Origin of the sequence: Sorangium sp. KYC3313, from assembly GCF_052075895.1 — a bacterium.
In the GTDB taxonomy this organism is placed as follows: Bacteria; Myxococcota_A; Polyangia; order Polyangiales; family Polyangiaceae; genus Sorangium; species Sorangium cellulosum_B.
Genome location: NZ_CP197255.1, coordinates 10,450,684 through 10,473,511, shown reverse-complemented (window position 1 = coordinate 10,473,511; position 22,828 = coordinate 10,450,684). Strand labels below are relative to the sequence as shown.

Sequence of the window (22,828 nt, the reverse complement as noted above, 5' to 3'; positions counted from 1 at the left end):
CGTCGGGCAGGTAGCTGACGGCAACGGACCGGCCGCCGTGGAACATCACCGGGGTTTCTGGTTTCATAAGAGGCCCCTGATGTCCTCACCGGCCGCACGCCTGCGCCCTGCTGCTTCACCGGCTGTCCCCGTGTCCAGGCGCCGGTTCGGCGGCTCGGCGCGCAGCCTGCTCGTGTTCGCGCTCGCCTGCGCCGTGTCGCGGCTCGCCGATGCGCAGGCGTCGCTCCTGCACGAGTTCATCGCGCCGGATCCCGCGGAGGACGTGTCGCTCGCCACGACGACGCTCGACGGCGGGCTCCCCGCGGCGATCCAGACGCCGAGCGGCCTGGCCACGGCGCCCGACCCGCAGCGCCCGCCGTCGAACCAGCAGCAGGTCTACAGCAACGTAGGATCCGACGCCGGCCCCGACGCGTCCTACGAGCCGGATCGAGACACCCGCCGGCCGAACGTCGAGCGCTACGACGATCCGTTCTCCCCCGCGACCGCGCCGTTCAAGCGGCTGCAAGCGTACGACGCCGTGAGGGCGGACTACTCGCTCGTCGTCCGCGATCGGAGCCTGAAGACCGTCAAGGCGGACAGCGCCGTCTCGGCGGGCGACGAGGCGTTCTACGGGGACATCGCGGTCGATCTCGTGCCCAACGAGCCGGTCCGGATCCCGACGGTCGGGCCGGACACGCGGCTCGTGCGGATGCACGTGAACCCCGATACCCCGGTCGTCGTCCTGCGCGACGGCGCCGACAACTGGTTCGTGCGCGGCACGAAGAGCGCGCGCGTCCGGCTCATCGTGCAGCTCGCCATCGCCCGCGCGACCTTCGGCAGCGAGTTCGCCGACGTCGGCTGGAGCAAGCTCGAGCCCTTCCGCGGGCCGCAGGAGGCCTCCCACGAGGCGGCGTTCAGGCAGGTCGCCCAGGCGATCGGCATCTCGTCCGCGATGCGGCCGCGCGACGTCGTTCAGAAGATGGTCGAGTACTTCCGGTCGTTCGCCCCGTCGGACGACCCGCCCAAGGGGAACGGCGACATCTACCTGGATCTCGCGCTCTCGCGAAAAGGCGTCTGCCGCCACCGCGCCTTCGCGTTCCTCGTCACGGCCCTGCACATCGGGATCCCCGCGCGGATGGTCGTCAACGAGGCGCACGCCTGGGTCGAGGTCTTCGATGGCTCGCTTTGGCACCGCATCGACCTCGGCGGAGCGGCCCTCAACATGGACCAGGAGGTCGATCCGAGCCGCCCGCCGCATGTTCCGCCGCCGGATCCCTACAGCTGGCCGGAGCAGCGCGACTCGGGCCAGGATCTCGCCGACCGCACGCGCGCCGAGCAGACGCAGCAGGGGCCCGCTGGCCCGGGGGCCGGGAGCAGCGGCGCCGCCGCGCCGCCGCCCCCTGCGCCCACGCCCACGAGCGACGCGGCCGGGCGCGCGGCGGAGAGCACCGACGTCGTCGTGACCGCGCTGGACAAGGACATCCGCCGCGGCTTTCCCCTCCACCTCCAGGGACAGGTCAGCAGCGCCGGGGCGCCGTGCGGGCACGTCCGCGTCGACGTGATCCTGACGGGGACCGCGGCGCCGCAGGGCGTGACGGTCGGCTCGCTGTCGACCGACGACCGCGGCCGGTACGACGGGGCCGTCGTGATCCCCGGCGACTTCGCGCTCGGCGAGTACGACCTCGCGGTCGCGACGCCGGGCGACGTCCGCTGCAAGGCCGGCCGCACGGAAGCTGCCGCCCCGTGAGCGACGCGCCGGCATGCGCCCCCTCGCCCCCGCGCGTCGCGGTGGGCGCCGTCGTCATCGATCGCCGGCCGGATGCGCCTGACGCGCCGCGCGTGCTCGTCGTCAAGCGCGCTCGTCCTCCGCTCGAGGGCTCGTGGTCGCTTCCGGGCGGGCGCGTGGAGCCCGGAGAGCGGCTCGCGGACGCCGTTGCCCGCGAGATCCGCGAAGAGACGGGCCTCGACGTCCGCGTCGGCCCCCTCGTGGAGGTCGTGGAGATCGTGGCGACTCCCTATCATTATGTGATCCTCGATTATCTGTGCGAGTCGATCGGGGGCGCGCTCTCTCCAGGAGACGACGCCTCCGAGGTGGCCCTCGTGCCCGTCCCCGAGCTGCCGGCCTACGGCCTGACCGACGTCGCGCTCCGCGTGATCCACAAGGCCCTGGCGATGGCGGCCACCGGCTGAAACAGCGCGATCCAGGGAGCGCCCGACTTGGCGCGGCCGTGGCGGAGGTGGGATGTCGCAGAAAGGGCGACTCTCCATGTCGACCTTCCATTGTTGGACAGTGGCAGCGCTATTTTGCTGCCCTGCCGCTCACGACAATCGCCGGTGGCAGCGCTAGGTTAGATGTGGGTGCACGGGTGAGCGCTGGTTCGACGATCATGAGGGGATTGGTGGTCGTCCTGGTGGCGACCCTGGTCTCTCCTCCTCTCTGCTTCGCGCTGCCTCGCGACGATGGCGCTGGCCTGTTCGCGCTGCCCGCGCCGCGCGTCTCGCGCGTCTCGCGCGCCGCCGCGCCTCCCGGTGTACCCGAGGGGTCGGGCTGGCTCCCGGCGCGGGTCGCGCGCGCCCTCTCAAGGACCGTCGAGCGGGTGGCGCGTACGGGCATCACCCCGATGTTCCTTGGTCTGCACGGGTTCGGTGTGACCGTGTCCGGCGAAATGTGATGAACGCGGTTACCGCGGCTGCAACATGCGTTTCGCTGCTCTGCTGAGCGATCGCGGCGAGCGCTGGTCGCGCCCGTCGGCTCGAATTCGCGCTGTGCGGTGACCGCTGAGTCTGGATTGCGGCGCTTCTGGAGACGTCGTAGACCGGGGAGTCTATGAGCCCGACGCGGAGAGCGAGGAAGGAGGAGCAGAAGGAGGAGCGGCGGCGGTTCATCATCGACGCAGCCTGGCAGCTGTTCCAGGAGACCCCCTATCCCGAGGTCACCATGGCTCAGGTCGCCGAGCGCACCAGGCTCGCCAAGGGCACGCTCTACCTCTACTTCACCACGAAAGAGGAGCTCTTTCTCGCGGTCGTCGATCAAGAGCTCGCGAAGTGGTTCCACGACGTGGATATCCATCTGACGCATTTCTGCGCCTCCCGCGGTGACGCGAGCGCGGCGCGCCCTCGGCCCTCGCGGGCCCGCCGCGGCGCGCCCGCGGCGTCTGCCGAGGACGCGCCGGCGAGCGTCGCCTCGATCCTGTCGACGACCCTCGCCGCGCGCGACGCGATGACACGCTTGCTCGGCATCCTCCACAGCGTGCTCGAGCAGAACGTCAGCTACGAGGCCGCGCTCCGCTTCAAGCTCTCTCTCCTGGGTCACGTCGAGCGCACCGGGGTGCTGCTCGAGCGGTGCATGCCGTCGCTCGCTCCCGGCCATGGCGGCCCGACCCTCATCCGGATGTACGCCCTGCTCATCGGGATGCGCCAGGTCTGCGATCCCAGCGACGTGATCCGCGATATCCGCAGCCGCCCCGATATGGGCCTCTTCCGGATCAACTTCGGCGAGGAGATCCGCGCATCGTTCGCGCTCCTCCTGAGCGGCGCGAGCGCGCCGCCGCTCGCGTCCGGGCGGCTCGGCGCCCCGGCCCTCCGCGGGTTGAGCTCAGTGGAGCGGCGCCGCCCGGAGGGGTGAGGGGCGCGCGTTCACCACGGGTCCCGCGCCGACATGGGCGGCAGGTGATCGGCGAACGGCTGGTTGAGGATGCGGGCGATGACGGACTTCCACGTGGTCATGTCGTTCTCGAAGTCCTCATGCCGCCGCGCCTCGGAGCCATGGGGAGGGGGCCTCGTGTTGGGCCCCTTGATCCACTCCGCCCTCGGGAACACGACGGGCCGGTCGTCCTTGGTCTCCGTGAGCAGCGAAAGGACGTCGGCGTTCTCCGGATCGAGGAGCCCCGCCTCCATGCCGAGCAGCGAGACGCCGCTCGTGCCGGGCACCCGCGGGCGCCGCTCGAGGGCGTTCGACACCAGGTAGAGGAGCGACCTGCCGTACACCTCGCAGTGGTCCTGGAGCTCCGCCTCGTCCGTGAGCGTGAACAGGGCGAACCGGCGCACCATGCCGCTCTTGATAGGCGGCATGTACGTGTCGCGGAACGCGTCGATGGCGCTCGCCGGCGCGAGCAGGGAGAGCGACTCGATGGGGAGACCGAGCCCGAGCTGACCTCGCATCGGGCCGCCCTCGATCTTCTTGCCCTTCTCCGAGGTGACCAGCTGGACGAGCGGCGCGAGAAGGAACGTGCCGCTCGAATGGGCGACCAGGTGGAGCTCGATCTTCGGATCGCTGTCCATCAGCGACGCGAGGCGGCCGATCATCTCGCGGACGCCGCCGTGGTCGGCGTCCATCGTCGCGTCGCCCGCGGCCAGCTTCATGCGGTCCCACTCGGCCTTGCCGCCCATGCGGCGGACGAGCGGCTCGAGGGCGTCGTCGCGCCGATCGATCATGAACCCGAACGCCCTGGGATCGTAGCCGTCGTGGCGGCGCCCCTCCGTGGCGCGATGGAGGATCTCGAGGAGGCGCGGGTAGTGGTCGGTCTCCCAGAGGAGCTCGATGGGGTAGATCTCGTGCCCGAGCAGCTTCGGCCGGAGGCGCGACATCCGGTTGATCGCGTCGATCTGCCGGCGCAGCCCGCCGCCCGCGATCAGGACGAGCCGGCGGCGCTTCCAGGTCGCGGTCGCGCTCAGGAAATCCTCTTCCATGATGATACGGACGTCCTCCGACGACGTGCCGTAGGCGCCGCGCTGCTGGAGCTGGCCGTGCATGTCGACGCTGATGAGGTGCGGCCGCAGGCCGGCGAACGTCCGGCTGGTGGACGTGAGCGGGCGGAGCGAGCGCGCCTGGTTCAGGCGGATCGGGACGCCGAGCCGCCCGACCCACGCGTCGAAGCCGTATTGGAGCCAGTCGTCGTAACAGAGTCGACCGAAGCCGCCCTTGCCCCAGCCGACGCCCCACGAGTTCTGGAGCCAGAAGCCCTCCGCGTCATACCCGATGATCGCGAACGCGTGACCTCCCCAGGGGGCGATGAAGGGGTTCGACTTGTCGACCGTCGGGATGATGCCGTTCCTCTGGGTCCCATAATACCAGCCGTTGAACGGGATCAGCGCGGAGGCCGCGATGATCCCGACCTCCGCGAGGGCGCTGTGCATCGCCGCGAGGTCCCTGTGGTTCACCCGTTGATACAGGCCGAGCGGCCGGAGCATCCCGTCCACTGCGCGCTCCGGCGTGAGCGTGCCGTGGAGATCGTTCGCGTCCCACGGCCAGTGCTCGTAGGAGCAGATACCGTGTTTGTGCCAGCCCTTCATGGCGCCCCTCAGGCTGGATCCCCTCGCGTCGTCCTCGCCGGGGTACTCGTCGTAGCGGCGCGCCATCGTGTACACCATGTTCTGGCTGACGAGGCTGCGGTCCGGCGAGACCCGGCGCCTGCGCAGCAGGTAGTGCGCCACGGTGGCGACCGCGAAGCCGGTGCAGCCGTTGTTCTTGCCCTGGTCGAGCACCGGCACGCCGTGCTCCACGAAGCGCTCCGGGGGCATGATCGGAGGCACTTCCACCATCGTGGGGCGATAGAGGGTGTCGCGGAAATCGAGGACGTCAGCGCGCGCGTCGGTCGTGATGTCCCCGTGACGCCCAGCGAAACGCTCGGAATCGATCATGGCTTCTGATCTCGTGAAGTCGCTGAGTGTCGCACGGGCGGCGCGCGGGGCAAAGTCGGCGGCGCCCGCCCCCTCGGGCGAGGCTGCTCGTGCTAGCGTCGCCCGAGTCGGCGCCGCCAGCGCCGTCCGGAGGTGGGATGAGCGAGGACAGCCGCGCAGGGGGAGGCGAGGGCGCGCAAGGCGCCGTCGAGGCGGCGCTCGAGGCCGAGGTGCTGCGGCGGCTCGCGTCGTTCCGGGCTCGGCTGGGGCGCGAGCTCGGCGCGCTGTTCGATGCGCTCGCCGCGCGCCTCAGGCTGTTCGAGGGGGAGCCGGGCGAGGGGTACTTCTCGCACCCGACGGCGCTCCCGGTGCTCGAGCTGCCGCTCTGGGTCGCGACGCGCCCCGGCGGGCCGGCGCTTGCGCTGGACGCTGGATCGCCGGCGCTTCCGCCGCTCGCCGTCGACCTCGCCGAGGCGGCAGCGGTCGGGTACCTGCACGTCCGGATCGAGGACGACCTGCTGGACGAAGGGGTCGGTGAGCCTGGAGCGACGGTGCTCCTGTCAGGGGCGTTGTTCGCTCGCCATCAGGCGTTGCTCGCCCGCTCGCTGCCCGGCGGGAGCGCGTTCTGGGGCCTCTTCGAAGAGGTCTGGCTCGGGTATGGCGAGGCGATGCTCCTCGAGCGGCGGCTCCACCGCGGCGCAGGCCCGCGGGACGGCGCCACGTTCCGGCAGGTGCTCGCCCGCTCGCGCCCGCTCGTGCTCCCGGCCGCGGCGGCCCTGTTCGCGCTGTCGCAGGCCGAGCACCTGGCCGCCCTCGAGGAGTTCGTTTCCGCCCTTGTCGCAGCGCATCAGCTGTTCGCGGACCTGCTGCACGCGGAGAAGGATCGTACGTTCGGCAACACGACGTATGTGCTCTCCCGGCTCTGGGCGCTTGCCGAGGCGGATGGGGTGTCCCCGAGCGGGACCGACGTCTCCGACGGGGGGCCTCGTCGCGCTCGGGAGGTGCGCAGCGCGGCGGCCCTGCGCGCGCGGCTGTTTGCGCGCGGCGGCTTCGACGCCATCCTGGAGGAGGCGCGTTGTGAGCTGGCTCGCGCCGAGGTCGCCGCGGGGGCCCTCGGGCTACCGGAGGCTGCGCGGTTCTGCAGGGAGCGCGAGCAGTACATGGTCGCGATCCAGCGGCGGGTATTCCTCGCGTTCTTCAGCGCGCTCGCCGGCGAGCCCGCCGTCGCGCCGCGGTGAACCGGTGTGTCGTGCGCGGACGCAACACCCCCGCGACGACGCGCGCACGCGCCTGCTTGTACTTGCTCGCCGTTTGGAGGTCTCCTAGCCTCCCGAGCGAGAAAGCGAGGAGTCGTGACGTCGAAGAAATCAGAGGCAGAGCTCATCGGTCGTGCCGTCGTGGATTCGAGCTTCCGCCAGCAGCTCCTTGCCGATCCCGAGCGCACCATCCAGGCGGAGGGGTACGACGTCGGCGCGGAGACGCTCCAGCGCATCCGGGATGCCGCGACCTCGACGCCCGAAGCGGTCGATGCGGCCATCTCGGCCGCGGCGCGTGAGGGCGGAGTCGGTATGTGACGCTGTCCCCTGCTGGTGGGGTGACCGCCGCCTGGCCATGGGTCGACCCGGGCGACCGGGCTGTGTGTGGGCGCGCCTGGTCGGCGCATCTGTCGTCAGAGGGGGCGCTCGAGCGCGGCGAAGCGGCGTGGGGAGCGCTCGCGCTCGAGCGCAGCGTGGGCACACCGCCGGGGTACAGCGTCCCGTGGGCCAGCTGGGCGCTGCGGCTCTGCGGGCGGGTGTCCGCGCCCGACGCAGCCGCGGACGCCGCCGTGGCGGTCACCGCGGTGGCCGCCGGGGGCGTCGAAGGCGCACCTGACGCGCTCGCGCGGGGCGCGCTCGCCGCGCGCCTCCTCGCGCAGCACGCGGACGACGCGCGCGCGCACGGGTGGCTCCTGGGCCTGGCCGACCAGGCGGAGGCTTCGTGGCGCGAGAACCCGGTGATCGAGATCGACGGCTCCGGCGCCGTGGCGGCGCCCACCGCCGCCAGCGCGCGCGAGGCCGTGGCCCTCTGGACGGCGCCCGCGCTCGTCGCAGGCGACGATCTCGCGCCCGCCCGTCGCTTCGGAGAGGCCGTGGCCGAGCCGATCTGGCTGCTGGACGGGCTCGTGCGCCTCTGGCTCGATCCGAGGGCGCCTGACCTCGCAGCGCCGACGCTCACGCCGCTCTTCGCGCTCTGGCTGCGCGGCGCGGGGCTCGCTCCTCCGCTGCTCCGCGCGCTCTCGGGCGAGCGCGCGTCCCGCGTGCGCCGCGGCGAGATCCACGGCCTGCTCGCGACCCGCCCGTACCGCGCCGCGCTCGCCGCGCGCATGCAGGAGACGCTCGCGTCCGCCCGTGAGGTCGTGGCCACCTCTCCTCGAACGAGCCCGAGCGCGCGCGGCCTCGCCGAGGCGCAGCGCGAATTCCTCGAGGCGCTCGGCGAGCGCCTCCGCTTCTTCGAGGGGCTGATGTGTTTCCGCGATCTCCTCGGCCCCGGCGCGCCGCTCGGGCCGCCGCGCGCGCAGGGCGAGCCGGCGCCGCCCGACGAGGCGCGCGCGGATCTGCAGGCGGCGGTCGCGTTCCTCCTGGACGCCGCGCCGTGGCGCGAGTCCTGGGAAGTGCAGCGCTTCGGCGTGCTCGGGTCGAGCGAGCAGCCGGTCGGGCATTGGTTCGTCCGGGCGACGATCCTGAGGGCGCTGCTCGAGATCGGGGAGGGCGGGCGCGACGTCCGCGTTGACGCCGCGGCGTTGCTCGACGAGATCCCGGCGGGAGAGCTCCGCTACTTCGGCGCGTTCCGTGACGTCCCGCCGGACGCCGACCTCCTCGGCGTCGTGCTCGAGCTGGTCGCCGAGACGGGCGCCGCGAAGGAGCGGGCGGAGTCGTGGATCGAGGTCATGCTGGCCAACGTGGGTGAGGACGGCGTCGTTCCGACCTGGTTCTACCGCGGGCCCGCGGGGCCGACGACGCCGGGCGCGGCGTGGGCCGGCGACGACTGCGCGACCGTCCGGCTGAACCTGCTCGTGGGCCTGCTCTCGTTCGACGCGGAGCGGTTCGCGCGGCTCATCGACGCGAACGCGCGGCGCGTGCTCGACGCCGCCTCGGAGGCCGGCTTCGAGGGCGCTTGCTTCTACGATGCCTCGTACACGGACCTCGCGTTCCTCCGCTTCGCGCGGCTCTACCAGGGGAGGGCGGGGGACGCGCGGTGGGCCGACGAGGTCGCGGCGGTCGAGGCCGCGACGCTGTCGCGGATGCTCCGATCGCAGCGGCTCGACGGCGGCTCCGGGACGCCGCTCTGCACGGCCGCGTGCCTCGAGGGGGCCGCGATGAGGGAGCGGCCCGATCCGCTGCTCCTTGTGCGAGGGATGCGCTACCTCGGCGAGCGCCAGCTCGTGGACGGCTCCTGGCCAGCGGAGCCGCTCTACCGGGTGCCCATGAAGCGCGGTCGCGAGGGGCACCACCAGGGCAGGGCGCTGACGACCGCGCTCTGCGCGCGCGGGCTCGCCGCCGCGCGGTCTCGGCTGCGGCGCGGAGGGGAGCGGCGCACATGAGCATCGAGAAGTCGCCCGAGATCCTGCGGATCATGGAGGCGCAGGAGATGCGCGGCGAGCAGATCGTGAACCACATCCGGCTCGCGTTCGCGCTGCTCAGCGCCGCCACGCTCGTGCACGTGTGGACGATCAACACGCCGGCTGCCAACCGGATCTTCGCGATCCTGACCGGCGGGTACCTCGCCTACTCGCTCGTGCTCTACGCGTTCTTCCGGCTGCGCCCCGGCGTCTACGCGGGCTGGCTCAAGTACGTGAGCATCTTCGTCGACCTCGCGCTCCTGACGCTCACGGCCCTGGGGAACGCGAGGAATCACTCCGGGATCATCGAGTACTTCACGAGCTACCTCGCGACCGTCTACGTGCTCTGGAACCTGATGTCGGGCTTCCGCTACAGCCTCGCGGCGTGCCTGTACTCGGCGGGGCTGTCGGCCCTCTTCAACTCCGTCGTGCTCGCCGTCACGGTCAGCTCCGGCGCGGTCCCGATCAGCCCGGTGTCCGTCTACGGACAGAACGCCATCAACATCGCGGACCAGTGCCAGCAGATCCTCTTCATCGCGCTCCCCGGCGTCGTCGCCGGCATCATCGCGCGGATGTCGCGCAACCTGGTCGTGCGGGCCGAGGTGGAGTCCATGGCCCGCCTCCGGCTCGAGCGCGAGAAGCAGGAGCTCGGCCGGTACCTATCGAAGGATCTCGTCGACTTCGTCCTGTCCGATCCGAGGCGGCTCAAGCTGGGAGGCACGCGGCGGCACGTCTCGGTGATGTTCACCGACATCCGCAACTTCACCCCGCTCACCGAGTCGGTCGAGCCGGAGGCCGTGGTCTCGTTCCTGAACGAGTACTTCACGGAGATGGTCGAGATCGTGTTCCGCTACGGGGGCACCCTCGACAAGTACATCGGCGACGGGCTGATGGCGGTGTTCGGCGCGCCGCTCTCCGTCGAGGACGCGCCGAAGCGCGCCGTGATCGCGGCGATCGAGATGGTGCGGGCGCTCGAGCGCATGAACCAGCGGAAGCTCCTCGGCGGCGGCGAGATCCAGATGGGCGTCGGGATCGCGACCGGCACCGTCATCTCCGGCAACATCGGCTCGCTCCAGCGCATGGAGTACACCTGCATCGGAGATACAGTAAACACGGCCGCGCGCCTCGAGCAGTTCAACAAGGAGCTCGGCTCCAAGATCATCATCTGCCAGACGACGTACGCGACCCTCGACGACTGCGTCCCGGCGCAGCCGACCGGCGCGCTGAGCATCCGGGGCAAGAGCCGACAGGTCCACCCCTACATCGTGGACCACATGGAGCTCTCTCCGGCGCGCCTGAGCGAGCTCCGGAGCGAGCTCCTCTCGAGGGCCCGTCCCATGGAATCGATGCCGCCGCGGGCGCCGGCCGCCCTGCTCGGCAAGGAGTAGCCGGAGGCTCGCGGCGCGCTGCGCGATCGGGGCGAGGGGGTCACGAGGGCGTGGCGCGGAAGCGCCGGACGCGCGCCGAGCCGGGGCCGCCGTCCTGCGTCGACAGGCCGAGCGCCGTGCGCGCCGGCGCGTGGAGGCGCTGGAGGACGCGATCGAGCAGGCGGAGCGCGCCGTCGCTCATCTTCACGCCGCGCGGCGAGCGGTAGCCGAACGCGACGCCGTCCACGACCTTGTAGGCGTTCTCCGTGGGTGAGGCGGGGCGCATCTCGACGACCAGCGCGCCGTCGCGCGTCTTCATGATGACGACGATCTCGCCCGGGCGCGCCGAGGCCTCCACGAACGTCCACCCGCCGGAGGTCGCCTCCTTGATCCCGAGCTCGAGCACGCGCTGCAAGTCCTGGCCTGCCGGCGCGAGCGTCGTCGCGCCTTCGACCCGGATCTCGGCGCCCGGCGGGACCACGCCGCTGCCGAGCGGCATCGCGGGCCGCCGCATCTCCCGAGGCCCGGGGAACGACCACATGTCCGGCGTGATCTCGCCGCCTTCGCGGTAGGCCATCTCGATGAGGCGGCTGCGCTCGCGAGAGAGCGCGTCCTCGGACCAGCCGAGGCAGGAGCGCATCATCAGCGTGAAGGGGTCGAAGCGGAGCTCGAACGAGGCGGGCGCGCGGACCATGAGGTCGTCCGGAAGGACGAGGCTGTGGAAGATGCGGACCTTGCACGGGAGCTCGCGCGCGCGCTCGAGCGTGCGCCGGAACGTGATCGGGCCGTCGCCCGGGAGGCCGAGGAGGATGTCCACCTCGATGTCCGTGAACGTCGAGAGCTCCTCGATCACCTTCGCGAACTTCGACTCCCTGAAGGGGCGCTGCGTGCCGTCGCCCGTCTCCTTGTTGAGCGGCGGTAGCCGCGCGTCGAGCGACACGCGCGCGACGCCACGGAGGAACTCGAGGTGCTCGTCGTGCACGTGCTCGGGATCGATCGATGCCGTCAGCGTCGCCTGCTTGAAGAAGCCGACCTGCTTCTCCGCGGCCACCAGGTTCCGGAACGCCTCCGCGCTCAGGTTGAGCGGGGCGTCGACGATCTGCGCGCCCGGCGCGCCGGCGGCGCGGAGCGCGCTCAGCTCTTCGACGAGGTAGGCCTCGGAGAAGACGCTGCCAGCGTCGCCCGCGGAGACGCCGCACGTCGCGCAGCTCATGCCGCCCCCGCGGCAGATCTCGAGCGGGACGGTGCGATCGGTCGGGAGCAGCTTCATCCGGATCGGCGAGGGGAGCGCGTCGGGCGCCACGTAGAGGGGGTCGCCCGTCGAGACCCAGCCGCCGGCGGTGGACACGTGCAGCCCCGGCACGGCGCGCAGCGCATCGGGAGAGCGCTCGCTCAGCCGGACGATGTCCCGGAACGTGAGCTCGTTGCCGTGCACGAGCGCGTCGATGCAAGCGGTGGCGTCGCGCCAGGGCGCGAGCGCGAACATCGCGGGGCGCGCGAGGGGCCCCCAGAGGGCGATCGTGCGCCCCGGCCGGTTGCGCTGCAGGTGGCGCGCGACCTCGATGAACGTGGGGAACGACCAGACGTGCGCGGCGAGGCCGACCACGTCCGCGTCCACGGTCTCGACCTCCGCGACCCACGCGTCGAGATCCCTCGTCTGCGCGTCGATCACGTGGATCGGCACGCCGGCGAGGTCCGGATCGGCGAGCAAGGAGGCCTCGAGACGACGGACTCCATGGCTGGACGGCGCTCCCCCACCGTCCGGCATGGTTGGCTCCATCGCGAGTAGCGCGACGCGGCGTTCGCCAGGCATCCATGAGAGTCTACCAGGGTGTCTCCCCTGTCGGGGAGCCCGTTCGCGCTCTCTGTCTGCTCTCACTTCCCGCCCCCCGGTCGGTTCCTTGCGCCCGGAGTTGCTCCTTCTGCCCGGAGTTGCATCCGGCGCGCAGTCGGGCTTTCATATTGCCCTGGGCGGGAGAGGGGGAACGGAACGTACCGGATCGGCAGACAGCGGCGGACTGTCGGGCTGCGCACTTCGTGACGTGGCCGTACGTGTGGCGCACCGCGGCGAGCGCTCCGGTGTGTCCGGGCGATTCGTCACACCGGGGGCATCACCGAGGTTGCTCGCGCTGCGCTGGCCGCTGGCCAGCGGAGGCTCGGGCAGCGCGTCGAGCGCCCGTCCCGTCCTCCCCCAGCATGGGAAGAGAGGGCGCGCTGCCCTGGCGAGCGGCCCCCGCCACTGAAGAAAGCCGAGGGGAGCCATGTGTGGCAAGCACGTGATCCTGGTTGCGGAGGACGACGTTGACACCGCGACGATGCTGGAAGAGCTCCTGACCCTGGAAGGGTACGAGGTCGAGCTGACCGCGACCGCGCGCGCGGTGCTCGATGCGCTCGCGGAGCGGCGCTTCCACGCGGTCCTCCTCGATCTGACGATGCCGGGCATGACGACGGACCGGTTCGTCTCCGAGATCGAGGGGCTCGGCACGCCCTCGCCCCTCATGATCTTCTCCGCCCGCCTCCCCCACGAGATGCAGGCGATCGCAGAGCGGCTGCATGCGGCCGCGCTCATCCCGAAGCCGGTGGACATCGACGTCCTGCTGGGCACCCTCTCGAAGGTGGTGCTCGGCTCGCTCGGCTCGCGCGGCTGAACAGATATCGAACGTCGACGCTGCCCGTCCGGCCCGCGTCGCGAGCGCCTCGGGCCGTCGTTCCGGCGGACGCCGGGCTGCTGCGCCCCCCGGCGCCGGTGGTAGGATCGCCGCTCATGACGTGGATGGCGACCAGGCCACGCCGCGCTCACCCTGGCTGGCCGCAGATCGGGCACAGAGCGGCTTCGCCGGAGCGCCACCGTGCTGTAACATCGGGCTCGACCGCCGACGATCGATCGCCGTAATGCGTACGCCCGTACCCGCCTGCCAGAGCTGCCGGCTCAACCAACGTCGACCTCGCGTGGTTGTATGGCCGCACGGGCGACGCGGGTGCAGGCTCGGCTCCGAGGCGCCTCGCGGCGCTGATTGCCGGAGAGAGACGTAGAGAGACCTTCATGAGCCCCCTTCCTCGCAGAAAGAGCCTCATCAAGCGGAACCCGAGCAGGGATTCAGGCCTTTCCCTGTTTCGCCGTGACGTCCGGCTTTCGCATAGTGGTTGATGCACCGTGCCTGCCACTCCCTTGAAGAGGATCCTCGTTGTCGATGACGATCCGGATATTCGAGAGACCCTCGCCGAGCTCCTGCAGGAGGAGGGGTACGCCGTCGCGTCGGCGGCGCACGGAGGCGAGGCGCTCAGCGCGCTGAAAACGGATCCGAGACCCGGGCTCATCCTCCTCGACCTCATGATGCCGATCATGGATGGCTGGCAGTTCAGGGCGGAGCAGAAGAAGGATCCGGAGCTCGCCGCGATCCCGGTGGTGATCATCTCGGCGACGGGCCGCGACGAGTTCGTGTCCTCGCTCGGCGCGGCGCAGTTCCTCAAGAAGCCGATCAACCTCGAGCAGCTGCTCGCCGCGGTCGAACAGCACTGCCGGTGACGGCGCGCCTGTTCGTCTACGGCACGCTGATGCGCGGCGAGCGCGCGCACGCGCTGCTCGGGCGCGCGCGGCGCCTCGGGCCCGCCCGCACGGCCCCGTCGTTCGAGCTCGCCGATCTCGGCGCCTACCCGGCGCTCGTGCGCGGGGGCTCGGTCGCGGTCCTCGGGGAGCTGTACGAGCCGGACCCGGAGGCGCTGCCCTCGCTCGACCTCTACGAGGACTGCCCCGACCTCTTCCGGCGTGAGCCGATCGAGCTCCATGGAGGCGCGCTCTGCGAGGCCTACCTGATGCCCGCGGGGCAGGCGCTGGGGTGGCCTCGGATCGCCTCGGGGGACTGGCGGGCACGGCGGCGATGAGCGCGTCAGCCGGGGCCCGCGCGGCGCGCTGGCCGCAGCCCGGGTGGACCGGCCGGGTCGATCTCGGGCGCCGTCCTGTCCTCGACGACGAGCAGCAGGGCCGGGAGCTCGCCCTCGTCGGCCTGGAGCCGGAAGGCTGAGAACGAGAGCGTCCTGCGGCCGGCGTGCGCGAGCACGGCCTCGAGGCGGAAGTCGACGAGCGCGGCGCGGCGGTGGAGCACGTCCCGGAGCTGCTGCTCCAGCTGCGGGGTGTTCCATCCGGCATCGATGGCCGAGAGCGATCGTCCCTCGATGTCCCCGAGCGGGACCATGAACTGCTCGCAGTAGCGCCGGGTGACGGCCCGGATCCGGAGCTCCCCGTCGAGCAGGAGGAACGGATGGCGCAGCACCTCGAAGACGGCGGAGAGGCCGTCGCGCGCGCCCGCGAGCTCGCGCGCGGCGCGCCTCGGCGCCTCGCTCTCCAGCCAGCAGATCACCGCGCCGTCGACCTCGTCGTCGGTGGTCCGGGAAGGGCGCGCCCGCATGAGATAGCAGCGCCCGTCGCGGTCCTCGACGTGCCGTTCGACGGTGCTCATCGTGCCGAGCACCTCGGCGACGACCGGCGCGATGTCGGCCACGCTCCTCGACTTCACCTCGAGGATGGACCTGCCCACGTCGCTGGCGGCGAGGCCGAGCAGCTTGTCGGCGGCGCCGGCGACCCGGCGGATCCGTAGGTCCGCGTCGACCATCAGCATCGGGATGTTCATGCCGCCGAGGAGCTTGCGCAGCTCGTCGTTGGCGAGGCCGAGCGCGACGGTGCTGCTGCGGAGCTCCTCGTTGATGGTCGTCAGCTCCTGGTTCGCCGACTCGAGCTCGTCGTGGGCGCCCTCGAGCGCGTCGTTCACCCTGTGCAGCTCGTCGTTGCTCGCGAGGAGCTCGTCGTTCGTGCACAGGAGCTCTTCGTTCGTCGCCTCGAGCTCCTCGATGAGCGACTGGAGGTACTCCCTCGTGGTCACGAGCTCCCTGCGGAGCTGGACGATCTCCAGATCCTTCTGGGCGTCGCTCGGGGCCGGGTCGCTACCCGGCCGGTCCAGCCGCGCGGCGCCCGACTCGGCGAAGGTGACGAGGAAGCAGCGCCCTTGCGGGAGCCGCACCTTGAGCGGCCAGACCTCGACGTCGACGTACCGGATCTTCTCGTCCTGCCTGACCTTGAGCTGCTCCTTGCGGGCCATCGCTCCCGAGCTCATCGACGCGTCGATGGCGGCCCGGATGCCGAGGACGAGCCCCTCTCGGGCCATCTTGAAGAGGTGGAGGCTGGCGTCGCCCGGTGACGGCTCGAGGTAGGGCCCCGTCTTGCCCCGGAACTGGACGATCTGCATCTCCTCGTCCACGACCACGCCGGCGGGGGCATAGCGCGCCATGACGATGGCGTCGGCCTCCTTGCGCACCGCATCCATGCCGAGCCCCTCGGGCTCCCGCGGCCTCTCCGACGCGAGCGCGACCACCGGCGCGCCGGGCAGAGCGGGCGCGGTGAGGGCGAGCGGGTGGGCCGCCTCCGACGCGGCGCGCTTGCAGAAGATCCTGTGGGTCCTGTCCACGACCCCGAACAGATCGGGCGCCGTGGTGAGGCTCTCGGACGCGCCGAGGAGCAGGAACCCCGTGGGCTTGAGGGCCTGGTGGAACGTCTGCAGCAGCCGGCGCTGCAGGCTCGGCTCCAGGTAGATCATCAGGTTGCGGCAGCTCGTGAGATCGAGCTTCAGCAGGGGCGCGTCGGCCGCGGCGTTGTGGCGCGAGAAGATGCACAGATCGCGGACCGATTTGTTGACCTGAAAGCCGCCTTGCACCCTGACGAAGAAGCGGCGCAGCCGGCTGGGAGAGACGTCCATCGAGATGCTCTCGATGTAGATCCCGGACCGCGCCTGCTGGATTGCGGCCTCGCTCAGGTCGGTGCCGAAGATCTGGATGGCGTGATCGGTCGCGTCGGCTTCGAGGAACTCGAGCAACGAGATGGCGAGAGAGTAGACCTCCTCGCCCGTCGAGCAGCCCGGCACCCAGATGCGAACAGGGGAGTCCTGCGGCCTGCTGTGCATGAGCACCGGGAACACGTGGGTCTTCAGCGCGGCGAAGGCGCCCGGGTCGCGGAAGAACGTGGTGACCTTGATGAGGAGGTCCTGGTAGAGATCCTCGATCTCGCCGGGGTGCGCTCTCAAATGATCCAGGTAATCCTGGAGGGTGGCGAGCCGATGGAGCGTCATTCGCCGCTGGATGCGCCGCCTCAGGGTGCTCTTCTTGTACTGGCTGAAGTCGACGCCCACCGCGGCGTGAAGCAGCCTGAGGAGCTTGCTGAGATCGGCGTCCATGCCGAGGGGCGTACCCTGCCTGAGCCATGGAGCGAGCACGTGCCCGGGGCGACCCATCCGCACGAGCTCCGCCGCGATCTCCTCGACGCTGAGGACGAAGTCGACGCCTCCGGCCGCGATGGCGCTCCGCGGGAGCGCCGGCCGCTCCGCGCCGCGCGGGTTCTCCGCGAAGGTGACCCCGCCCTCGGCCTTCACGTCCTTCAGCCCCAGCGCACCGTCGCTCCCGGCGCCGGACAGCACGACGGCCACCGCGCCCGACCCCAGCTCGCCCGCGAGCGAGCGCAGGAAGAGATCGCCAGGGCCCGGGCCGCCCTCGCCCCGCGGCGCGAGGTCGACGCGGAGCCCCGCCAGCGTCGCCTGCGCCTCCGGGGGCAGGGCCTGGACGCGACCCGGCGCGAGCTTCATCCCCGATCGGAGCTCGGCCACAGGGAGAGGGCTGCTCTGCGCCACGAGCTCGAGGAGGGGGAGCTCCCCTGGATCTGCGCTGTAGATCAGGACGAGAGAGAGGCTGGTGTCTCTGCTGGGCAACCGCCGGAGGAGCTCCGCGATCGCGCCGCGCCCGCCGGCCGACGCGACGATACAGACGACGGGAAAGCGCAGCTCACCGTCGACGCGCGGCTCGCCCGCCGCGGCGCTCTCGCCGGCGTCCTCGGGCGGGACCGGCGCGCGCCCCGGCGCGGATGCCCTGCCGGCCTGGGGCGCGGCGTCGCTCGGGCCCGGTGCCCCGAGTTGCGTCCGGCGTGACTTCTTCTGTTCGGGCATTGTTGGCTTGAACGGTTGGGCGCCCTCTCAGGCGCCTCGCGACGGCGAGAGCCTGACAGGGACTAAGCCAGGGTTCCGGCGGGCGGTCGGTCAACGATGGCTGTCGTCGTCCATGTCGCGCATGGGACACGGCGCCTCACGGTCATCTCACCCTATCAGCGTGCGCCTTCCAGGCGCTTCAGGAGTTGCTCGAGCCGCTCGATGATGTGTGCGGATCGTTCGGATACCATTCGGGCAGAATCGTTGAGCCTCATCCGTGTCATTTCATCCATCCTCCCGCCGGGCTGGAGCCTGGTCATGGCCTCCAGCGCGGCGTCATGGCGCGCCCGGGCGACCTGGGCTGCCGCCATCGCGCGGCGCAGGCGTGCGCGCGGTGGCTCCAGGTCCTCGACCCCGGACCACCTCCTCTCCGGTGAGACGTGCCGCGCCTCGCCCTCGGCTCGCGCCAAGTGATCGGCGGGCGCCGCGAGCGCCTCGGGCGCCGCGAGCAGTGCGGGAGCCTGCGCCCCTCGCAACGATCGATCCGCCTCGTCGTTCCCCGCGTCCTGCGTGCGCTCCGTTCGCTTGCCATCGGTCGGAAGGCGGACGTTGACGCTGAGCTGCTGATCCTCCGCGGGCCCCCCGGCGTCCTCCCACCCCCGTTCGTCGATGATCTGCTTCGTCGCGTCGTTGACGAGGAAGACCTGATCGGCGTCGTGGAACCGCTCTGCTCGCAAGGCCTGCAGCGCAGACCGGGCCGTCTCGAGCGAGCGGATGTGCTTCGTGAGCGCGAGCCGCCTGCCACGGAAGCGAACGTAAATGCTGTAGCTGGTCTGGGGCGCCATCTGTATCGCCTCGTGGGCCCGGTCGCGTCATACGGTGTCTGCGCTCTTCTTGATAGCAGCTTCCGGGGTGCAGCTCGCCATGGCGCCGGGCCGGGCGGGCGAGCCCCCCGCTCCATGAGATTCTCACGGATCTCTCGCCGTGAGCCCAGGGCGCGAGTTCTCGGCGCGCGTCCTGCTTGCGGTCTCACGCCTCCGGTACCGCCGTCAGCAGCACCAGCCTCCCGGCGGTCTGCTCGGCTGTTCTGCAGGCGGTGCGCACGAGCTGCCACTCTGCCTTCACGAGCTCCGCCATGAGCGACCTGTCCTGACACAGGGCTTTGCTCAGCGACTCCTCGGCGTCTTCGCCGAAGGACAGCACGCGTATCGCGATGGCGAGCGCAAAGTCCTTGGTCAGCCGGACGCGCAGGTCGACGTCCGGCGTCGAGACGTGGAGCGCGTGCTCGGCGAGGGCGACCTCGATCCTGTCCGCAATCGACCTTGCGGTGTCCGCACGCCACTGGATCGAGCGGCAGGTCTGCCGGAGCAGCTCCTGGATTAACCGTCTATCACGACCCGTCTGGTTGCCCATTCCGCCCCCCTCGACAGTTCCGTTCTTCTGCGGAGAGCCGTCCAGAGAGCGCCCGCGACCGGCCAGAGCGCGCGACGGTCAGCCTGGCGCGATTGAACGAGCAGGACCGCTCCCCAAGGCTGCGCTCCTCCCGAGTTGCCCGAGCGGTTCTCCCTCCGGCTCCCCGCTCCACCCCCTCACTGTCCTGCCGAAAATCCCGTTGACTGCCAGCTGTAGCTCAGCTGCTGCCCGGCCGACCGCTAGGGCGATATGGAATCGCTCGTCAGGGATTCCCTGTAAGCTGTCCTGGCACCGCCGAGCCTCCGGCCGTTCTATTCAGGCAAAGCCCGACACCCAGGTTGCCTAGGTCGCCTTGGCCTTGGAGCGCCGGCGCTCGCTGCTCGACGCCGAGGCAGGCGGCGGGTCGGCGGTCTGCCGCACGCTGCGCGGGGGGGCTTCCATGACCGACAGGTCAGCGACGGCGCGCACCTCCGGGGCGAGCAGGCCGTGCGTGAAGAGCTGGAGCACCTGCGCAGCCCAGGCGGCGATGTCTGGCCTGGATGGCGCGTCGATGAGCTTGCGCACCAGGCGATCGAAGGCGCCGGAGATGAGCGCGGCGATGACGCTGGGCTCCAGATCGCACCGGTAAAGGCCGATGTCGATCGCGTACCGGACGCGGCCCTCCACCTGCCGCGCGACGCGCTGGGCGAACTCGTCGATCAGGTAGGCGTACGGGGTCCCACCGCCTCCCGCCAGCATCATCCTGAGGAGCGCCCGGTTCTGCCAGCAGAACTCGAGCACATCGAGGTCGTGGGCGAGGACCCGCTTGAAGTACTCGTTCACCGACGCTCGCTCGGCCTCGAAGACGATGGGCGGCGGCTCCACGCAGTCGGCGAGGCGCGCGATGAAGGTCTCGACGATCTGCTTGAAGCAGTCGTCCTTGCTCTGGAAGTGCAGGTAGAACGCGCCCTTCGAGACGCCAGCGCGCTCGGTGATGTCCTCGACCCTCGCGGCGGCCAAGCCGCGCTCGGTGAAGGCAGCCTCGGCGGCGCGGAGCAGCTCGATCCTGGCGCGGCGATCGGCAAGGCGGGGCATTCTGACTGGTCGGTCAACGTCGGAGGACCGGGGCACTATGGGAAGGCCGCCGGAGGCCGTCAAGGCGCTCGTCGGCCGCGCTTCTCGCGACGCGGCGCGTTCGACCGCGCCGCGTCGCCCTGGCACGAGCGATGCTGCGGAGGTGGTCATGGCCAGCGTGGCGAGACGAAATGCAGCAGGGCGCGGCGTCGGCGAGGCGACGGCGGCGGCTCTCGTCCCCAGCCCTCCTTCGTTGCCGAGCCTGCGTGAGGCTGCGGCGCGGTGCCGGGCGTGTCCGCTCTGGGAGCGGGGGACGCAGACGGTGTTCGGCGAGGGCGCGGCGCGATCGGACGTGCTCCTCGTCGGCGAACAGCCAGGCGACAAGGAGGACCTGGCCGGCAAGCCGTTCGTGGGGCCAGCGGGGCAGCTGCTCGATCGCGCGCTCGAGGCGGCGGGGATCGAGCGGCGCCGGGCGTACGTGACCAACGTGGTGAAGCACTTCAAGTGGGAGCCGCGCGGCAAGCGCCGCGTGCACATGAAGCCGGACGCGCGCGAGATCCGCGCGTGCCTGCCGTGGCTCGCCGCGGAGATCGCGGTGGTGCAGCCGGCGATCGTGGTATGCCTCGGCGCGACGGCGGCGCAGGCGCTGCTCGGCGGCTCGTTCCGGGTCACGCGTGAGCGCGGCAGGATCGTCGCCTCGCCGCTCGCGCCGCGCGTGCTGGCGACCGTGCACCCCGCGTCGATCCTCCGCATGCCGGACGAAGCGGCGAGGCGAGCCGAGCTCTCCCGCTTCATCGAAGATCTCACCGTGGCGGCGCGCGCGCTCGGCTGAGCCGGCGCGCGCCGCCTCCTCGCGGGGCGCGCTCTCGATGGAGTAGGATTCGCCCCCGATGACGATGAGCCCACGACCGGTCCCCGCCGCAGAGCGCCCCACGCCCTCTTCGATGGCCGAGCGCGCCCACCTGGGGAGCTCGAAGAAGATGTGGCCGCTGATGCTGGCGGCGCTCGGGGTCGTCTACGGCGATATCGGGACGAGCCCGCTCTACGCGATGAAGGAGTGCTTCAGCCCCAGCAGCCCGCACCACGTCGCTCCGACGCCCGGGAACGTGCTCGGGGTGCTCTCGCTGATGTTCTGGTCGTTGATGATGGTGGTGACCGTCAAGTACGTGACGTTCATCACGCGGGCCGACAACGAGGGCGCGGGCGGCATCCTCGCGCTGCTCGCGCTCGTCCCGAGCGGCGATCGCAAAGGCGAGGGCCGCGGTCTCCTCGTGCTCCTCGTCCTCGTCGGCGCGGCGCTCCTCTATGGCGACGGCGTGATCACGCCTGCGATCTCGGTGCTCTCCGCCGTGGAGGGCCTCGAGGTCGCGATTCCGAAGCTGGACCCTGCCGTCGTGCCGATCATCACCTGCGGTGTGCTGCTCGCCGTGTTCCTCGTGCAGAAGCGCGGCACGGCCGGGGTCGGGTCGATCTTCGGGCCGGTGACGCTCGTGTGGTTTGTCACGCTCGTGCTGCTCGGGGCCAAGGAGCTCATCCGCAGCCCCGGAGTGCTCCGGGCCGTCTCACCGACCTACGCGGTGAGCTTCTTTGCCGAGAACCAACTGCATGGCTTCCTGATCCTCGGCGCGGTCGTCCTCTGCATCACGGGCGGCGAGGCGCTGTACGCCGACATGGGGCATTTCGGCCGCGTGCCTATCAAATACACCTGGTACACGATCGTCTGGCCCGGGCTGCTCATCAATTATTTCGGCCAGGGCGCCAAGCTCCTCGCGGACCCCACCGCGGCGGCGAACCCGTTCTATGTGCTGGTCCCGCCGTGGGCGCTCTACCCCACGGTGGCGATCGCCACCGCGGCGACGGTCGTCGCGTCCCAGGCGCTCATCTCCGGGGCCTTCTCGCTGACCCAGCAGGCGGTGCAGCTCGGGTATTTCCCGCGTGTCACGGTGGTCCACACGTCGAAGGACGAGGCGGGGCAGATCTACATCCCCGAGGTGAACAGCGGGCTCCTGATCTCGTGCATCGTGCTGGTCCTCACCTTCAAGAACTCGAGCGCGCTCGCGGCTGCCTACGGCATCGCCGTCACGGGGACGATGGGGATCACCACGGTGGTCTATTACGTGGTCACCCGGGAGACGTGGGGCTGGCCGGTCTGGAAATCGCTCCCGCTGGCCGGGCTCTTCCTGGTGATCGATCTCGCGTTCTTCGCGGCGAACAGCGCCAAGTTCTTCCACGGGGGCTGGGTGCCCATCGTGATGGGCGCGGCGATCTTCACGGTGATGACGACCTGGAAGACGGGGCGCAAGCACCTCGCCGCGGCGATCAAGTCGGCGATCTTGCCGCTCGACATGTTCCTCGAGGACGTGAAGCGCGTGAAGCCGCACCGGGTGCGCGGGACGGCGGTCTTCATGGCGTCGAGCCCGGAGGGCACGCCGCCGATCCTGCTGCACCACGTGAAGCACAACCAGGTGCTGCACGAGCAGGTGGTGCTCCTCTCGATCCAGGTGACGAACGTGCCGGAGGTGCCGGCGGAGCGGCGCACGACCGTGATCCCGCGGGGCGAGGGGATCTACCAGGTCACGGCGTGTTACGGCTTCATGCAGACGCCGAACGCGCCGTCGGTGCTCGAGGGGTGCAAGCGGCACGGGCTCGACATCGATCTCGGGAGGACGAGCTACTACCTCGGCAGGGAGACGCTGCTGACGACCGGGCGCTCGAAGATGTCCCGGTGGCGCAAGGGGCTGTTCGCCTTCATCTCGCGGAACGCGCGGCCGGCGACGGCGTATTTCGGTCTGCCGCCGAACCGCGTGGTCGAGCTCGGAATGCAGGTCGATTTCTAG

19 protein-coding genes are annotated in these 22,828 nt (G+C 71.0%); 13 read left to right on the top strand and 6 right to left on the bottom strand.

The features are described 5' to 3' along the window. Nucleotides 1-130: 130 nt before the first annotated feature. The 4 genes from ACSRUE_RS39755 to ACSRUE_RS39740 all read left to right on the top strand — a co-directional run bounded on the left by ACSRUE_RS39755 (nucleotide 131) and on the right by ACSRUE_RS39740 (nucleotide 3,604). On the top strand, nucleotides 131-1,726 hold the full coding sequence (locus tag ACSRUE_RS39755) for a transglutaminase-like domain-containing protein (protein ID WP_441288103.1): 1,596 nt from the start codon (nucleotides 131-133) through the stop codon (nucleotides 1,724-1,726). Next, on the top strand, nucleotides 1,723-2,169 hold the full coding sequence (locus tag ACSRUE_RS39750; protein WP_441288102.1) for an NUDIX hydrolase: 447 nt from the start codon (nucleotides 1,723-1,725) through the stop codon (nucleotides 2,167-2,169). The genes ACSRUE_RS39755 and ACSRUE_RS39750 overlap by 4 nt, the downstream gene beginning before the upstream one ends. 197 nt (nucleotides 2,170-2,366) lie before the next feature. Beyond that, the gene (locus ACSRUE_RS39745) at nucleotides 2,367-2,651 is read left to right on the top strand and encodes a hypothetical protein (protein ID WP_441288101.1); all 285 of its coding nucleotides are present in this window, start codon (nucleotides 2,367-2,369) and stop codon (nucleotides 2,649-2,651) included. Between the two features lie 155 nt (nucleotides 2,652-2,806). Further along, the gene (locus tag ACSRUE_RS39740) at nucleotides 2,807-3,604 is read left to right on the top strand and encodes a TetR/AcrR family transcriptional regulator (protein ID WP_437769385.1); all 798 of its coding nucleotides are present in this window, start codon (nucleotides 2,807-2,809) and stop codon (nucleotides 3,602-3,604) included. 11 nt (nucleotides 3,605-3,615) lie between these two features. Here the strand turns inward: ACSRUE_RS39740 and ACSRUE_RS39735 are convergent, their stop codons facing one another. Beyond that, nucleotides 3,616-5,619, bottom strand: a complete 2,004-nt coding sequence (locus ACSRUE_RS39735) for a C1 family peptidase (RefSeq protein ID WP_441288100.1) — start codon at nucleotides 5,617-5,619, stop codon at nucleotides 3,616-3,618. 137 nt (nucleotides 5,620-5,756) lie between these two features. Between ACSRUE_RS39735 and ACSRUE_RS39730 the strand changes: the two genes are divergently transcribed. The 4 genes from ACSRUE_RS39730 (at nucleotide 5,757) to ACSRUE_RS39715 (ending at nucleotide 10,584) form a co-directional block, all read left to right on the top strand. After that, a complete protein-coding gene (locus ACSRUE_RS39730; protein WP_441288099.1) occupies nucleotides 5,757-6,836 on the top strand; it encodes a geranylgeranyl pyrophosphate synthase in 1,080 nt (359 codons plus the stop codon). Nucleotides 6,837-6,950: 114 nt separating this feature from the next. Continuing rightward, nucleotides 6,951-7,172 (top strand): Franean1_4349 family RiPP, encoded by a 222-nt coding sequence (locus tag ACSRUE_RS39725; protein ID WP_437534351.1) that lies wholly within the window; start codon nucleotides 6,951-6,953, stop codon nucleotides 7,170-7,172. Continuing rightward, the gene (locus ACSRUE_RS39720) at nucleotides 7,169-9,178 is read left to right on the top strand and encodes a hypothetical protein (RefSeq protein ID WP_441288098.1); all 2,010 of its coding nucleotides are present in this window, start codon (nucleotides 7,169-7,171) and stop codon (nucleotides 9,176-9,178) included. The genes ACSRUE_RS39725 and ACSRUE_RS39720 overlap by 4 nt, the downstream gene beginning before the upstream one ends. Then, on the top strand, nucleotides 9,175-10,584 hold the full coding sequence (locus ACSRUE_RS39715; RefSeq protein ID WP_437769381.1) for an adenylate/guanylate cyclase domain-containing protein: 1,410 nt from the start codon (nucleotides 9,175-9,177) through the stop codon (nucleotides 10,582-10,584). Before ACSRUE_RS39720 ends, ACSRUE_RS39715 begins: the two co-directional genes overlap by 4 nt. 40 nt (nucleotides 10,585-10,624) lie before the next feature. On the opposite strand, the gene ACSRUE_RS39710 is transcribed toward ACSRUE_RS39715, so the two are convergent. Further along, entirely contained in the window at nucleotides 10,625-12,331 is a 1,707-nt protein-coding gene (locus tag ACSRUE_RS39710) for an oxidoreductase (protein WP_441288097.1), read from the bottom strand. A 493-nt stretch (nucleotides 12,332-12,824) separates the two neighbouring features. Between ACSRUE_RS39710 and ACSRUE_RS39705 the strand changes: the two genes are divergently transcribed. The 3 genes from ACSRUE_RS39705 (at nucleotide 12,825) to ACSRUE_RS39695 (ending at nucleotide 14,445) form a co-directional block, all read left to right on the top strand. After that, nucleotides 12,825-13,211, top strand: a complete 387-nt coding sequence (locus ACSRUE_RS39705) for a response regulator (RefSeq protein ID WP_437769379.1) — start codon at nucleotides 12,825-12,827, stop codon at nucleotides 13,209-13,211. A gap of 506 nt (nucleotides 13,212-13,717) precedes the next feature. Next, nucleotides 13,718-14,089 (top strand): response regulator, encoded by a 372-nt coding sequence (locus ACSRUE_RS39700; RefSeq protein ID WP_441288096.1) that lies wholly within the window; start codon nucleotides 13,718-13,720, stop codon nucleotides 14,087-14,089. Then, a complete protein-coding gene (locus ACSRUE_RS39695) occupies nucleotides 14,086-14,445 on the top strand; it encodes a gamma-glutamylcyclotransferase family protein (RefSeq protein ID WP_441288095.1) in 360 nt (119 codons plus the stop codon). Before ACSRUE_RS39700 ends, ACSRUE_RS39695 begins: the two co-directional genes overlap by 4 nt. 5 nt (nucleotides 14,446-14,450) lie before the next feature. Here ACSRUE_RS39695 and ACSRUE_RS39690 read toward each other — a convergent pair whose 3' ends face one another. The 4 genes from ACSRUE_RS39690 to ACSRUE_RS39675 all read right to left on the bottom strand — a co-directional run bounded on the left by ACSRUE_RS39690 (nucleotide 14,451) and on the right by ACSRUE_RS39675 (nucleotide 20,012). Continuing rightward, nucleotides 14,451-17,546 (bottom strand): CheR family methyltransferase, encoded by a 3,096-nt coding sequence (locus ACSRUE_RS39690; protein ID WP_441288094.1) that lies wholly within the window; start codon nucleotides 17,544-17,546, stop codon nucleotides 14,451-14,453. 155 nt (nucleotides 17,547-17,701) lie between these two features. Continuing rightward, nucleotides 17,702-18,370 carry a hypothetical protein gene (locus ACSRUE_RS39685; RefSeq protein ID WP_437769375.1) on the bottom strand — a complete coding sequence of 223 codons (669 nt, stop codon included), beginning with the start codon at nucleotides 18,368-18,370 and terminating at the stop codon, nucleotides 17,702-17,704. A gap of 184 nt (nucleotides 18,371-18,554) precedes the next feature. Continuing rightward, nucleotides 18,555-18,938 (bottom strand): hypothetical protein, encoded by a 384-nt coding sequence (locus tag ACSRUE_RS39680; RefSeq protein WP_437745186.1) that lies wholly within the window; start codon nucleotides 18,936-18,938, stop codon nucleotides 18,555-18,557. Between the two features lie 342 nt (nucleotides 18,939-19,280). After that, the gene (locus tag ACSRUE_RS39675; protein ID WP_437769374.1) at nucleotides 19,281-20,012 is read right to left on the bottom strand and encodes a TetR/AcrR family transcriptional regulator; all 732 of its coding nucleotides are present in this window, start codon (nucleotides 20,010-20,012) and stop codon (nucleotides 19,281-19,283) included. Nucleotides 20,013-20,160: 148 nt separating this feature from the next. On the opposite strand from ACSRUE_RS39675, the gene ACSRUE_RS39670 reads away from it, so the two are divergent. Together ACSRUE_RS39670 and ACSRUE_RS39665 are read left to right on the top strand one after the other, a co-directional pair. Next, on the top strand, nucleotides 20,161-20,823 hold the full coding sequence (locus tag ACSRUE_RS39670; protein ID WP_437769373.1) for a UdgX family uracil-DNA binding protein: 663 nt from the start codon (nucleotides 20,161-20,163) through the stop codon (nucleotides 20,821-20,823). Between the two features lie 58 nt (nucleotides 20,824-20,881). Further along, nucleotides 20,882-22,828 carry a potassium transporter Kup gene (locus tag ACSRUE_RS39665; protein WP_441288093.1) on the top strand — a complete coding sequence of 649 codons (1,947 nt, stop codon included), beginning with the start codon at nucleotides 20,882-20,884 and terminating at the stop codon, nucleotides 22,826-22,828.